Origin of the sequence: Sphingomonas sp. CL5.1 (genome assembly GCF_013344685.1) — a bacterium.
In the GTDB taxonomy this organism is placed as follows: domain Bacteria; phylum Pseudomonadota; class Alphaproteobacteria; order Sphingomonadales; family Sphingomonadaceae; genus Sphingomonas.
Genome location: NZ_CP050137.1, coordinates 4,045,117 through 4,058,362 on the forward strand (window position 1 = coordinate 4,045,117; position 13,246 = coordinate 4,058,362).

Annotated in this window: 12 protein-coding genes; 10 read left to right on the forward strand and 2 right to left on the reverse strand. The window is 69.1% G+C overall.

Annotation, left to right across the window (positions count from 1 at the left end):
- Positions 1–44: 44 nt before the first annotated feature.
- From F9288_RS19430 to rplL, 10 genes are all read left to right on the forward strand, one after another.
- Positions 45–671 (forward strand): hypothetical protein, encoded by a 627-nt coding sequence (locus F9288_RS19430; protein WP_174838293.1) that lies wholly within the window; start codon positions 45–47, stop codon positions 669–671.
- A gap of 87 nt (positions 672–758) precedes the next feature.
- A complete protein-coding gene (locus F9288_RS19435) occupies positions 759–1,478 on the forward strand; it encodes a response regulator (protein WP_174839206.1) in 720 nt (239 codons plus the stop codon).
- 50 nt (positions 1,479–1,528) lie between these two features.
- Positions 1,529–2,833: a HAMP domain-containing sensor histidine kinase gene (locus tag F9288_RS19440; protein ID WP_174839207.1), complete on the forward strand. Its 1,305-nt coding sequence runs from the start codon at positions 1,529–1,531 to the stop codon at positions 2,831–2,833.
- Between the two features lie 53 nt (positions 2,834–2,886).
- On the forward strand, positions 2,887–3,891 hold the full coding sequence (locus tag F9288_RS19445) for a CAP domain-containing protein (RefSeq protein ID WP_174838294.1): 1,005 nt from the start codon (positions 2,887–2,889) through the stop codon (positions 3,889–3,891).
- Positions 3,892–4,041: 150 nt separating this feature from the next.
- Positions 4,042–4,473 carry a 50S ribosomal protein L11 gene (gene rplK, locus F9288_RS19450; RefSeq protein WP_174838295.1) on the forward strand — a complete coding sequence of 144 codons (432 nt, stop codon included), beginning with the start codon at positions 4,042–4,044 and terminating at the stop codon, positions 4,471–4,473.
- A gap of 2 nt (positions 4,474–4,475) precedes the next feature.
- Positions 4,476–5,168 carry a 50S ribosomal protein L1 gene (gene rplA, locus F9288_RS19455; protein WP_174838296.1) on the forward strand — a complete coding sequence of 231 codons (693 nt, stop codon included), beginning with the start codon at positions 4,476–4,478 and terminating at the stop codon, positions 5,166–5,168.
- Positions 5,169–5,334: 166 nt separating this feature from the next.
- Entirely contained in the window at positions 5,335–7,404 is a 2,070-nt protein-coding gene (locus F9288_RS19460) for a TonB-dependent receptor (protein ID WP_174838297.1), read from the forward strand.
- 62 nt (positions 7,405–7,466) lie between these two features.
- Positions 7,467–8,636 (forward strand): alpha-hydroxy-acid oxidizing protein, encoded by a 1,170-nt coding sequence (locus F9288_RS19465; RefSeq protein ID WP_174838298.1) that lies wholly within the window; start codon positions 7,467–7,469, stop codon positions 8,634–8,636.
- 293 nt (positions 8,637–8,929) lie between these two features.
- Positions 8,930–9,445: a 50S ribosomal protein L10 gene (gene rplJ, locus F9288_RS19470; protein WP_174838299.1), complete on the forward strand. Its 516-nt coding sequence runs from the start codon at positions 8,930–8,932 to the stop codon at positions 9,443–9,445.
- 65 nt (positions 9,446–9,510) lie between these two features.
- Complete coding sequence (gene rplL / locus F9288_RS19475; protein WP_174838300.1) at positions 9,511–9,891, forward strand: 50S ribosomal protein L7/L12; 381 nt, start codon at positions 9,511–9,513, stop codon at positions 9,889–9,891.
- 185 nt (positions 9,892–10,076) lie between these two features.
- On the opposite strand, the gene F9288_RS19480 is transcribed toward rplL, so the two are convergent.
- Both F9288_RS19480 and F9288_RS19485 read right to left on the reverse strand, forming a co-directional pair.
- Positions 10,077–11,240 carry a hypothetical protein gene (locus F9288_RS19480; RefSeq protein WP_174838301.1) on the reverse strand — a complete coding sequence of 388 codons (1,164 nt, stop codon included), beginning with the start codon at positions 11,238–11,240 and terminating at the stop codon, positions 10,077–10,079.
- Between the two features lie 45 nt (positions 11,241–11,285).
- Positions 11,286–13,211, reverse strand: coding sequence for a CocE/NonD family hydrolase (locus F9288_RS19485; RefSeq protein ID WP_174838302.1), 1,926 nt, complete (start codon positions 13,209–13,211; stop codon positions 11,286–11,288).
- Positions 13,212–13,246: the final 35 nt, after the last annotated feature.

Below are 13,246 nucleotides of genomic sequence, written 5' to 3' on the forward strand. Positions count from 1 at the left end.
TCAACGGCCGGGGAATCCTTCCCGCCGCATGACGAGGATCGATGATGAAGAAGCTGCTTCTGGCTCTCGCTCTAGGTTCCACGGCACTGTCCGGCGCGTCGCCGGCGCTCGCCCAGACCACGCCGCCCGCACCCACCGCCGCGCACCCCGCGCGCGACCCCAACCGCGTCGTCACCCGCGAGGAAACGCTCGCCCGCGCCGACAGGATGTTCGACGCGATCGACACCAATCACGACGGCAAGATCACCCCCGACGAGCGCAAGGCCGCGCATGAGAGAATGCGCGAAAAGATGCGCGAGCGCTGGCAGGCCCGCCATGCCGACCAGGCCCGCCCCGCGCCAGACGCGAACGGCGCGACGCCGCCGGAGGGCCACCGCTGGCACGGTCACGGCGGTCACGGGATGCGGATGGGCATGGGAATGGGAATGGGGATGCGCGGCGGCGATCCGAACCGCGTCATCACGCGCGAGGAATGGCGCCAGAAGGCGATCGAGCGCTTCGACCGCATGGACCTGAACCATGACGGCAGGATCACGCCGGACGAGCGCAAGGCCGCCCGCGAGCAGATGCGCGAGAAGTTTCGCGAGCGGATGCAGATGCACCGCGAGCAGCGCGGCGCCCCGCCGGCGGACGGCACCCCCGCTCCCGCGCCGACACCGCGCGCGAACTGACCGGCCCTCGGGCCGGCCCCGCCGGGTGGCGCTCCTCCCGCCACCCGGCGCTTTTCTCGGGATCACGACATGATAAACATGGACTGGATGGGGGAGACGCCGCACCTTCTGCTCGTCGACGACGAACGCTCTATCCGGGAGCCGCTCGCCGCCTATCTGACGAAACAGGGCTTCCGCGTCACGCAGGCCGGCGATGCCGAGCAGGCACGCGCGCGGCTGGCCGCCTATGCGATCGATCTCGTCGTGCTGGACATCATGATGCCGGGCGAGGACGGCCTGTCGCTCACCCGCCATCTCCGCGAGACGAGCGAGCTGCCCGTCATCCTGCTCACCGCCCGCACCGAGGAGACCGACCGTATCGTCGGGCTGGAGATGGGCGCGGACGATTATGTCGTGAAGCCCTTCTCCCCGCGCGAGCTTTCCGCGCGGATCAAGGTGGTGCTGCGCCGCGTGCAGGCCGGCGGCACGCGGCAGGCCGCGCCGGAGAGCAATGCCTATGCCTTCGCGGGCCGCCTGCTCAAGACGGGCGAACGCACCCTGGTCGATCGCGACGGCGTGTCGGTGCCGCTGTCGACCGGCGAATACAACCTGCTGCTCGCTTTGGTGTGCCGCCCGCGTCAGGTGCTGACGCGCGATCAGTTGCTCGATCTGACGCAGGGGCGCGAGGCGGCGGCGTTCGACCGTTCGATCGACAACCAGATCAGCCGCCTGCGCCGCAAGATCGAGGACGATCCCAAGGCGCCCGAGATCATCAAGACCGTCTGGGGCGGCGGCTACACCTTCGCCGCCGAAGTCACCCGGCTGTGAGCACGCCGGGCCGCAGGCCTCTCCCCTGGCCGCGCAATCTCGCCGGGCAGATGGCGCTGCTGATCGCGCTGGCATTGTTCGTGGCGCAGGCGGTGAACTTCGCGCTGATCGTGCATGACCGCGCCGCCGGGCGGCTCGAACAGGCCTCCGCCGTGCCCGCGCTGCGCATCGCCGACGCGATCGGACGCGAGGCGGAGGGCGAGCTGATCGCCGCCGACCGCGGCCGCATCCGCCGCGTCGCCGCCAATCCGCTCTCTCCCGCACTGCCGCGTCGCCCGGAAGTGGCGGAAGCGGTGCGCGCCAACCTGACGCGGCTCGGCGTGCCGGTCGGGCGGGTGGATGCCGCCATCGTCCGCCTCGCGCCGCGCGCCGGCGCGAGCGGCGAGGCGGACGGACGGCACGCCGGCCGCCATCGTCCGCGCCGCCTGCTGGTGATCGCGGTGGAGCAGCCCGGCCGGGGCTGGCTGATCGCACGCACCTTCTGGCCCGAGGCAGGGCCGGCGATCCTGTGGCGGCTCGCCGCGCAGACCCTCGTCCTCTACCTCATCGTGCTGGTGCCGGTGCTGTGGCTGGCGCGGCGCATCTCGCGCCCGCTGAACGCGCTGACGCTGGACGCGCGGCGCTTCTCGCTCGACGGCGACACCCCCGCCGTGCCGGAGGAAGGGCCGGCGGACGTGCGCGCGGTGATCGCCGCCTATAACACGCTGCGCATCCGCGTCCGCGCGATGCTGGACGAGAAGGACCGGATGCTCGGCGCGATCGGGCATGACCTGCGCACCCCGCTCGCCGCGCTGCGCGTGCGGATCGAATCGGTCGAGGATGAGGCCGATCGCGCGCGGATGGCGGATACGATCGCGGAGATGAACCGCACGCTGGACGACATATTGAGCCTCGCCCGGCTCGGCCGGCCGAGCGAGCCGGTGACGGAAGTCGATCTCGCCGCGCTGGTCGATGCGGTGGTGGAGGACTTCCGCGACCTCGGCCATCGGGTCTCCTTCGATGAGGCGGCGCGGCTGCCGGTACGGCTGCGGCCGGCGCTGATCCGCCGCGCGGTGCGCAACCTGATCGAGAATGCGGTGAAATATGCCGGCGCGGCGGAGGTGCGGATCGCGCCGCGCGGACCCGTGGTGGCGATCGTCGTCGCCGATCGCGGGCCGGGCATCCCGCCGGAGCGCCTCGCGGACGTGTTCGATCCGTTCACCCGGCTGGAAAGCTCGCGCAACCGCGACACCGGCGGGGCCGGGCTGGGGCTGGCGCTCGCCCGCGCGATCGCGCGCGAGGCCGGCGGCGATATCGCGCTCGCCAATCGCGACGGCGGCGGGCTGGAAGCGACGTTGACGCTGCCGATGCGCTAGGAGAACGCACACTTCTTTGCAAAATCGCAGGATTTGCCCGCTAGCCCGGCGCGATGCGTTTCCCGTTCCGCAGCCTTGCCGCCATTTCGCTCGCGCTTCCGGTCATCGGCTGCGGCGGATCGGACGGCAGCGGTTCAGCCGGCAGCGTCGCGTCGACGCCCGCCGCGACCCCGACCCCCACGCCTTCCTCAACCTCGTCGCCCCCGTCGAGTTGGGCGACCGGCGCGACCGCGCTGTTCGACGTGCAGCCCAGCCTCGCCAATTGCACGTCCGGCACGCTGAAGGCGAGCGTGAAGGCCGATTTCCTCGCGAAACTGAACGGCATCCGCGCGCTGCACAACCTGCCGCCCGTCACCTATTCGAGCGACGAGGACCAGCAGGAACAGGATTCCTCGCTGATGATGGCGGCGGCGAAGCAGCTCAGCCATTCGCCGGATTCGAGCTGGCAATGCTATAGCGCGAGCGGTGCGGCGGGCGCGGGATCGAGCAACCTGGTCGGCGGCTGGGGCACCGGCCTGCCGCTCAGCGGCGAGGACGATTATCTCGGCCTGTGGCTCACCGAGAACGGCTCCGCCGACATCGGCCACCGCCGCTGGATATTGAGTCCGTTCCTCGGCAAGACCTCCTATGGCCGCGTCTCGCTGGTCCTGCCGGACGGCTCGCGCGCCAGCGCCGCGTCGATGCGGGTGTTCAAATTCGACGCCGATCCGCCGGTGCCGGCGGGCATCCCGCCATTCGTCGCTTATCCTTATGGCGACTATCCCCAGCGCTATTTCGGGACGGGCGACTATCTCTCGTTCACCGCCATCGCCAGCACGACGAGTTCGTGGGCCAACCAGAGCGTCAGCTTCGCCAGCGCCACCGTAAGCGTCACCGGGCCGTCGGGCGCGCTGCCGGTCACGGATATCAGCACGGACAATCGCGGATATGGCGTGCCCAACTCGATCCAGTGGCGCGTCTCCGGGCTTGCGACGGGAGTCACTTACACCGTGAACATCGTGGGCGTGTCGGGCAGTTCCCGGACCAGCTATTCCTATACCTTCCGCGTCGTCCCCTGACCCGATTGCAATCGCGGGGCGTTTCGGCTAGGGCGCGCGCTTCCTCGTGAAACCGTGGAAAAATGCTTGCGGGAGGGCTGACGCCCGCTCGTACCGCTAGACTTGAAACCAGGCCGTTCCCTCGGGGCGCGGCCGGATTGAGAGAGTGACATGGCAAAGAAGATTACCGGCTATATCAAGTTGCAGGTGCCCGCCGGCGCCGCGAATCCCTCCCCGCCGATCGGCCCCGCGCTCGGTCAGCGCGGCGTGAACATCATGGAATTCTGCAAGGCGTTCAACGCGCAGACGCAGGACATGGAAAAGGGCGCGCCGCTCCCGACGATCATCACCGTCTATGCGGACCGCTCGTTCTCGTTCGAGACCAAGACGCCGCCGGCGACCTTCCTCATCAAGAAGGCGCTGAACCTGAAGTCCGGCTCGAAGGAGCCGGGCAAGGTGACCGCGGGCAAGATCAAGCGTTCGCAGCTTTCGGAAATCGCGCAGGCGAAGATGAAGGATCTCAACGCGAACGATATCGAAGCCGCGACCAAGATCATCGAAGGCAGCGCGCGGGCCATGGGCCTCGAAGTGGTGGAGGGCTGAACATGGCGAAGCTGACCAAGAAGCATAAGGCCATCCAGATCGACCGTGAGAAGCTGCACGGCGTCGACGAGGCGATCGCGCTGGCCAAGGCCAACGCCACCTCCAAGTTCGACGAGACGATCGAGATCGCGCTGAACCTCGGCGTCGATCCGCGCCATGCCGACCAGATGGTGCGCGGCGTCGTCACGCTCCCGGCCGGCACCGGCAAGACGGTGCGCGTCGGCGTGTTCGCCAAGGGCGCGAAGGCTGACGAGGCGCGCGCCGCCGGCGCCGACGTCGTCGGTGCGGAAGACCTGATGGAGACGATCCAGGGCGGCACGATCGACTTCGACCGCTGCATCGCCACCCCGGACATGATGGGCGTCGTCGGCCGTCTCGGCAAGGTGCTCGGCCCCAAGGGCCTGATGCCGAACCCGAAGCTCGGCACCGTGACGATGAACGTCGCCGAGGCGGTGAAGGCGGCCAAGGGCGGCCAGGTCGAGTATCGCGTCGAGAAGGCCGGCATCATCCACTCCGGCATCGGCAAGGCGAGCTTCGCCACCGAGGACCTGCGCCGCAACTTCGATGCGCTGGTCGATGCGGTGGTGAAGGCCAAGCCGTCGGGCGCGAAGGGCAAGTATGTCCGCAAGATCGCGGTCAGCTCCACGATGGGGCCGGGCATCAAGATCGACGTGGCGGAAGTCGCCGGCGCCTGAGCGTCGCGGCATCGCAAGGATATGAAGGGCCGGGAGCGATCCCGGCCCTTTGTTTTTGCGCGCGCGGTGCGGACCCGGCAGGTTGACCGCCCCCTCCGCCCGCGCCATTGCATGACGCGCATCGAGGTGCTTCCAAATAGTTTGATCTCCCACTAAAGGCGCCTGCATGATCCGTCCGCTGGCCATCGCCCTGCTTTGCTCCGTCGCCACGCTCGCCGAGGCGCAGACCGTCGACGCCAATGCGCAGCCCGACATCGTCGTCACCGGGCGCGGGCTGGACGACCGGCCGGGCGACCGCGCGTTCGACGTGGTGGCGATCGATCGCGACCGCATCACCGACAATGCCAGCACCCGGCTGGAGAGCATCCTCGCCGATGTCGCCGGGCTACAGCAGTTCCGCCGCTCGGACTCGCGCTCGGCCAATCCGACCAGCCAGGGCATCTCGCTGCGCGGCATCGGCGGCAACGCCTCCAGCCGCGCGCTGCTGATCCTCGACGGCGTGCCGCAGGCCGATCCGTTCGGCGGCTGGGTGCCCTTCCCCGCTTACGCCACCGAGCGGCTCGGTCGCATCCGCGTGACGCGCGGCGGGGGCAGCGGCTATTTCGGGCCGGGCGCGCTCGCCGGCACGGTGGAGATGGATAGCGCAACGCCGGACCAGCTTTCCCCGCTCGCGCTCGGCGTGGCTTATGGCAGCCGCAACTCGCTGGAGGCGGACGGCAGCGCGGCGCTGGTGCGCGGCGCGGGCTTCGCCACCCTCTCCGGCAGCTATGCGCGCGGCGACGGCTTCACCCCCACCGTCGCCGAATCGCGCGGGCCGGTCGATCGGCCCGCACCTTACGAGCAGGCAAGCGGCGCGTTCCGCGGCGTGATCGGCATCGCGCCCAACACCGAGCTTCAGGCGAACGTCAGCGCCTTCACCGACACGCGCGATCGCGGCACCGCCTATACCGCCAACACCAGCCAGGGCGCTGACGCCAGCCTGCGCCTCGTCGGGCGTGGCGCCTGGGGGTGGTCGGCGCTGGGCTATCTGCAGACCCGCGCCTTCTCCTCGCAATTCGCCAGCATCAACGCCGCGCGCACCACCGCGACCGAGACGCTGAACCAATATAACACCCCCGCCACCGGCATCGGCGCGCGGGTGGAGGTATCGCCGCCGCTCGGAAAGGACCTGTCGCTGCGGATGGGCGCGGACGTGCGCGCCGTCTCCGGCAAGACGCAGGAATTGTTCAGCTACGTGAGCGGGCTGCCGACCCGCCAGCGCTTCGCCGGCGGCGAGACGCGCAACATGGGCCTGTTCGCGGATGGCAGCGCCGATCTCGGCCGCTTGACGCTCGACCTCGGCGGGCGGATCGACTGGTGGCGGATCGCGAACGGCTATCTCGACGAGCATATGATCGCCACCCGCGCGTCGGTGAACGACCTGCATTTCCCTAACCGCGACGGCACCGAGGCGACCGGGCGCGCGGGCATCGCATGGCGGCCGATCGACGCCGTGACGCTGCGCACGGCGGCCTATCGCGGCTGGCGGCTGCCGACGCTCAACGAGCTTTACCGCCCGTTCCGCGTCGGCGCGGACGCCACCGCCGCCAACGCCGCGCTGAACCCGGAGAAGCTCACCGGCTATGAGGGCGGGCTGACCGTCACGCCGACCGGGGCCATTTCGCTCGCGGTCACGGTGTTCCGCAACCGGCTGGAGGATGCGATCGCCAACGTCACCGCCGGCACGGGGCCGGGCAACTTCCCCGGCGTCGGCTTCGTCGCGGCGGGCGGCGTCTATCGCGTGCGGCAGAACCTCGACGCGATCACCTCGACCGGCGTGGAGCTGGACGCGAGCTGGCGCGCCGGGCCGTTCAACGCGCGCGCCTCGTGGCAGCATGTCGATGCGCGGGTGGAGGCATCCGGCGCGGCCGCCGGACTGGACGGCCTGCGCCCGGCGCAGACGCCGATCGACCAGGTTTCCGGCACGCTCGGCTGGCGGGCGGGCGACGCCTCGCTCTCCACGACGATGCGCTACATCGCCCGGCAGTTCGACGACGACCAGAACACGCGCAGCCTGCGCCCGGCGACGACGCTCGACGCGGTGGCGACGCTGCCGCTCGGCCGCGCGTGGCTGATCGAGGCGCGTGCCGAGAACGCCTTCGACGCACGGGTGGAGGCCGGGATCAGCGGCAACAACATCATCGAGCAGGCGACGCCGCGCACCCTGTGGCTGGGCGTGCGATACCGGATGCGCTGATCCTTGACGCCGTGACCTGTCTCGCCCGACAACTGGGCCGGACACAGAAAGCGGAGAGGCAGATGCCGCACTACGGCGATTTCCAGACATTGATCTACGGCGCGGGCCTCTCCGGCGTGCAGCCGACGCTGCCGGTCGATTTCGCGACGCTCAAGGCGCGGGCGGAGGCGGCGATGCCCCCCTCGGTGCTCAATTACGTGCAGGGCGGCTGCGGCGACGAGTTCACGCAGGACGAGAACGCCCGCGCCTTCCACCATTGGGGCATGGTGCCCCGCATGATGGTGGATTGCACCAACCGCGACCTGTCGATCGACCTCTACGGGCGCAAGCTCGCCTCGCCCCTGTTCATGGCGCCGATCGGCGTGACCGGGATCGTGACGCAGGACCAGCACGGCGACCTCGCCGCCGCACGCGCCTCGGCCATGACCGGCGTGCCGCTGTGCGCCTCCACCCTGTCGAACGATCCGCTGGAGGACGTGAAACGCGCCTGTGGCGACACGCCCGCGCTGTTCCAGCTCTACACACCGCGTGACAAGGACGTGGCCGCGAGCCTCGTCGGCCGCGCCGAGGCGGCGGGGTATGACGCGATCGTCGTCACGCTCGACACCTGGGTCACGGGCTGGCGGCCGCGCGACCTCAACGTCTCGAATTTCCCGCAGCTTCGCGGTGCTGTGCTGACCAATTATTTCGTCGATCCCGCCTTCCGCAAATTGCTCGCCAAGTCACCGGAGGAGGATCTGCGCACCGCGATCGGCACCTGGGGCGCGACGTTCGGCAAGGTGCTGACGTGGGGCGACCTGCCGTGGCTCAAATCGCTGACGAAGCTGCCGATCGTGCTCAAGGGCATCTGCCACCCCGACGACGCGCGGCGCGCGATCGACGGCGGGGCGGACGGCATCTACGTCTCCAATCATGGCGGACGGCAGGCGAACGGCGGGATCGCCGCGATCGACATGCTGCCCGGCGTGGCGGACGCCGTAAGGGGCCGCGTGCCGGTGCTGTTCGATTCCGGCATTCGCTCGGGCAGCGACGTGGTGAAGGCGATCGCGCTCGGCGCGGATGCGGTGGGGATCGGGCGACCCTATGCCTATGGGCTGGCGCTCGGCGGCGCGGAGGGCGCGGCGCATGTGCTGAAATCGATCCTCGCGGAGGCGGACCTGCTGATGGCGGTCAACGGCTATCCCACGCTCGCGGCGGCGCGGGCGGAAGGGGCACGGCGGACCGACCGCTAGGTTGACTTTCGCGGACGCTCGTATATTGGCTCCCGCGCGTCCGCCGGCCTTGCGCCGTCGGGCACCGTCCGAGACAGCGGGTGCCGGTTTGCCGGCTTAATCCTCCCGCCGAGACGGGGACAGGATTTTTCCGGCCAGCCATTCGCGGCGCGCCGGTCTGCCGCATCGCCGTTACGGCCATGCGTCTGCTTCCCATTCCCCATCGCTGGACAACTCCATGCGCCCCGAAAAGGCGCGTGGGGAAATGTAACCGGGCATGGGTTTCGGCTCATGTCCAGAACGTGGAGAATGGCATGGATCGTGGTCAAAAGGCCGCAGCCGTCGCCGAGCTGAACCGCACCTTTTCCGAGGTCGGCGTGGTGGTCATCACCCGCAACCACGGGATGACCGTCGCGCAGTCGACCCAATTGCGCAACAAAATGCGGGAGGCCGGCGCCAGCTACAAGGTCTCGAAGAACAGGCTTGCCAAGATCGCGCTCGACGGCACCGACTATCTCTCGCTGGGCGACATGCTCACGGGTCCGGTCGGTCTCGCCACCTCGATCGACCCCGTCGCCGCGGCGAAGGTGGTGGTCGAGTTCGCGAAGACGAACGACAAGTTCGAAATCGTGGGTGGGGCGATGGGCGCGAACGCGCTCGACGTGGAGGGCGTGAAGGCGCTCGCCACGCTGCCGTCGCTGGACGAGCTCCGGGCGAAGATCGTCGGGCTTCTCGTGGCACCCGCCACGAAGCTGGCGACCATCACCCAGGCGCCCGCCGGGCAGCTCGCGCGCGTGCTCAAGGCCTATTCGGAGAAGGAAGCGGCCTGATCTCAGGCGGCTTTATCAAGCGAAACTGAAGCCCCTCGGGGCTTGCGATTTGAAGGAAGTGAACAATGGCAGACCTGAACGCGCTGGTTGACCAGCTTTCCGAACTGACCGTCCTCGAGGCGGCCGAGCTTTCGAAGCTTCTCGAAGAGAAGTGGGGCGTGAGCGCCGCCGCCGCCGTTGCGGTTGCCGCTCCGGCCGGTGGCGCGGCTGGCGGTGCGCCGGCGGCCGAGGAGAAGACCGAGTTCGACGTGGTCCTCACCGGCGACGGTGGCAAGAAGATCAACGTCATCAAGGAAGTCCGCGCCATCACCGGCCTGGGCCTGACCGAGGCGAAGTCGCTGGTCGAGTCGGCGCCGAAGCCGGTCAAGGAAGGCGTCTCGAAGGACGAGGCCGAGAAGATCAAGAAGCAGCTCGAGGAAGCCGGCGCGACCGTCGAGCTGAAGTAAGCTGCGGCGGGAATGCGGGCCGTTCCGGCCCGCATTCCCGCAAGGCCGGCCGGCGCGGCCAAAAGCCGCGTTCGACGTCACGGGGCTTGCTCCCGTGACGCGGCCAGAAAAAGAAAGGGCGGTTCCCACCACGGGAGCCGCCCTTTTTTGTTGCCGTCATTCCGCGAACGCCGGGATGATGATCGTTACTTCTTCACCGTCGTCCCGTGCGCACGGATGCCGATCGCGTCGTGCATCCGCGCCGGCTCGTCGAGCCACAGCGGGCCGAGCTTGCCGCCATCCGGTCGTTCCACGCCGACCGCGAAGGCGGCGGTGGTCTGCCCCGGCGTTCCCGCGCCGGCATCGTAAAGCAGGTTGAGCGCGACCACCGGCACGAACATCGGCCGCCCGGCGGCGGTGAGCGCGACGATCGCCTCGCGCGGCAGGGTGGCGATGCCGCGCACCCCCCGCTCCTCGCCCGGTGCGAGATCGAACGGCGGCACGATCGGTCGCTCGACCGGCTCGGCGAACAAGGCGTCGAGCACCGCGTCCTGCCCCGGCTGCGCGCTGGTCAGGCGGATCGCGAGCCGAACATCGCGCGCCACGGCGTTGCCCTCGTTGCGCACGAGCAGCGCGACATCGGCGGTGGCGGTGACGAGATTGATGCCCGCGCGATGCACTTCCGGCGCGGCGAGATCGAGCCAGGCGCGCTCGCTCGGCGCCGGACGCTCTAGGAATTGCGGCGCGTCCGGCACGGGAGTGGGCGCAATTGGCGGAACCGCCGGTTCGGACGGCACCGGCGCGACGGGCGTGACTGCAACCTCATCCTCCTTTGCCTCACCGCCACGCCGCCGCCAGATAACGAACGCTGCGATCAGCGCGATCAGCCCCCCTAGAGCCACAGGCACGAGCCAGCCGCGCCGGGATTCGCCTGTTTCGGATTGCACGATCGGCGCAACAGGCATCGCCATCGCTGTTGGCCCGGCGGAAGGAGCCGTCAAAGGCGTGGGCGCAGGCGCGGGTGTCGGGGCAACCGCCCGCGGCACCGCCTCGCGCGGCGCTGACGTTGCCCGCGCGGTCGGACGCGGCGCCCGCTCCCGGCGCGGCGGAGCGGCGACAGGCACCTCACGCGAAGTCGATCGCGCGCGCGGCGGAGCCTGCGGCGCGCTCGACGGCTCGATCGGCACCACGACCAGCGGTTGCTCGCTAACGGGCGTTCCCGAGGGAGCCGGCGTCGGCAACGGCAACGGCACCTTGAGCGGGGCGGGCGCGAGGTTTTCCGGGGTGGTCTTCGGGATCGCCTGCGCGATCGCCTGTCCGCCAGCCAGCGCCGTCCCGGTCAGCGCCAGCCCCATGATAGCCGTTCTCATCCCGCGCGCGTTATCCCCATCAAGCTGAACCGCACCAGACCGTCATTATTCGCCCGGTCGCGCCACCGGCACGATTGGCAGCCACACCGCGCTCGCCTGCGCGCCGCCGCGCATCAGCGTGACGGTCGCCCTCTGATAGTCGCCGGGTTTCGCGAGGAAAATGTTCGGCACATATTTCTGCGGGTTGCGGTCATAGAGCGGGAACAGCGTCGACTGCACCTGCACCATGATGCGATGCCCCGGCTCGAACACATGGTTCACCGTCGGCAGGCGGAAGCGATAGCGCTGCACCTTGTTGGCGGGAATCGCCGAGGGATGCTCGAAGCTGTCGCGGTAGCGGCCACGGAAGATGTCGAGGCTGACCGCGAGCTGGTATCCGCCCTTCTTCGGCTCGTCGGCATATTGATCGGGATAGACGTCGATCACCTTGACGACGAAATCGCCGTCGGTGCCGGTCGTCTTGGCGAACAGGTCCGCGATCGGCGGGCCGGACACGCGCATCGCCTGCGTCAGCGGCGCGGTCTGATAGGTCATCACGTCCGGGCGGCCGTCATAGCTGCGCTGGTCCTGCACCAGCCACGCCCCCCAGCGGCCGTCGCCGAAATTCACCGGGCGCGGCAGGTGCGGCACCGGCTTGGCGGGATCGGAGACGTAGCTGTCGCCCCCCTCCCCACCCTTGTCGAAGCCCAACCCGCCGTCCGCCTCCAGATAGATCGGCTTCAATGGCGCGGCGCAGCCCGCCTCGCACGCCAGCGGCCATTGCGCGAATTTGTCCCAGTGGTTCTCACCGGTGTTGTAGATCAGCGCCTGCGGCGGCGCGAACGCCGGCTGACCATCGCGCAGATACTGGTCGAAGAACGGGAACAGATATTTCTCGCGCCACTCGGTCGCGGTATCGCCCTTCCACTTGAAGTCGCCGAGCGAGGAGCCGTCGTAATTCGCCTGGCTGTGCCGCCACGGCCCCATGACGAGGAAGTTGTTGCCGAGCTTGCCCTTCGCCTTCAGCGCCTCCCACGTATGGATCGTGCCATACATGTCCTCCTGATCCCACAGCCCCTGTTCCCACATCGTCGGGACGTTCGAGGGATTGGCCGCGACCAGCTTGTCGAGCGCCTGCCCCTGCCAGAAGGCGTCATAGGAAGGATGCGCCACCATCCTTTGCCAATAGGGCAGCGCGGCATAGCCCGATTGCTCCGCCCATGCCCCCGCCGAGCCGACGCGGCGGAAGCGATCGTAATCGTCGTAGATGCCCGAGGCCGGCTCCTCCGCCGCGCCCTTGAAGCCGGTCTGCGAGCCGAGCCAGCCGATATTGGCGAGCCGGAACGCGCCGTAGTGGAACCAGTCGTCGCCCATCCAGCCGTCGATCATCGGGCTTTCCGGCGCGGCGACCTTCAGCGCCGGATGCGGATGGAGCAGCGCCATGACGACGGTGAATCCCTCATAGGACGATCCGATCATCCCGACGCGGCCATTGGATTCGGGTAGGTTGGCCTTGTTCACCAGCCAGTCGATCGTGTCCCAGGCGTCGGTGGTATGGTCCACCTTGGTCGGATTGAGCGGGCCGACCACCGGACGGGTGACGACATAATCGCCCTCCGACCCGTATTTCCCGCGAATGTCCTGGAACACGCGGATATAGCCGGCGCGGACGAACGGCTCGTCGCCTTGCGGCAGGATCGAGATCATGTGCGGGCTGGCCATCCGCGCCACGCGCCCCGAGGCATTATAGGGCGTGCGGGTGAGCAGGATCGGTGCGTTGGTCGCGCCCTTGGGGATGACGATGACGGTGTGAAGCTTCACCCCGTCGCGCATCGGGATCATCACGTCGCGCTTCACATAATCGTTCGCCTCGGTCGGATAGGCGAAGCTCGCGGGGATATCGCCGCCCGGCGGCGGCGCGCTCACCTGCTGCGCGGCGAGCGGCGCGGCGGTCAGGGCGAGGCAGGCGAGGATCAATGACTTGCGGTGCATGGGATTTCCCTGTTCCGATGGTATGCCGCCGGTTA

Coding starts and splice junctions, on each gene's coding strand:
- F9288_RS19430 (WP_174838293.1), top strand. CDS start 45: ATGAAGAAGCTGCTTCTGGCTCTCGCTCTAGGTTCCACGGCACTGTCC.
- F9288_RS19435 (WP_174839206.1), top strand. CDS start 759: ATGGGGGAGACGCCGCACCTTCTGCTCGTCGACGACGAACGCTCTATC.
- F9288_RS19440 (WP_174839207.1), top strand. CDS start 1,529: ATGGCGCTGCTGATCGCGCTGGCATTGTTCGTGGCGCAGGCGGTGAAC.
- F9288_RS19445 (WP_174838294.1), top strand. CDS start 2,887: ATGCGTTTCCCGTTCCGCAGCCTTGCCGCCATTTCGCTCGCGCTTCCG.
- rplK (WP_174838295.1), top strand. CDS start 4,042: ATGGCAAAGAAGATTACCGGCTATATCAAGTTGCAGGTGCCCGCCGGC.
- rplA (WP_174838296.1), top strand. CDS start 4,476: ATGGCGAAGCTGACCAAGAAGCATAAGGCCATCCAGATCGACCGTGAG.
- F9288_RS19460 (WP_174838297.1), top strand. CDS start 5,335: ATGATCCGTCCGCTGGCCATCGCCCTGCTTTGCTCCGTCGCCACGCTC.
- F9288_RS19465 (WP_174838298.1), top strand. CDS start 7,467: ATGCCGCACTACGGCGATTTCCAGACATTGATCTACGGCGCGGGCCTC.
- rplJ (WP_174838299.1), top strand. CDS start 8,930: ATGGATCGTGGTCAAAAGGCCGCAGCCGTCGCCGAGCTGAACCGCACC.
- rplL (WP_174838300.1), top strand. CDS start 9,511: ATGGCAGACCTGAACGCGCTGGTTGACCAGCTTTCCGAACTGACCGTC.
- F9288_RS19480 (WP_174838301.1), bottom strand. CDS start 11,240: ATGAGAACGGCTATCATGGGGCTGGCGCTGACCGGGACGGCGCTGGCT.
- F9288_RS19485 (WP_174838302.1), bottom strand. CDS start 13,211: ATGCACCGCAAGTCATTGATCCTCGCCTGCCTCGCCCTGACCGCCGCG.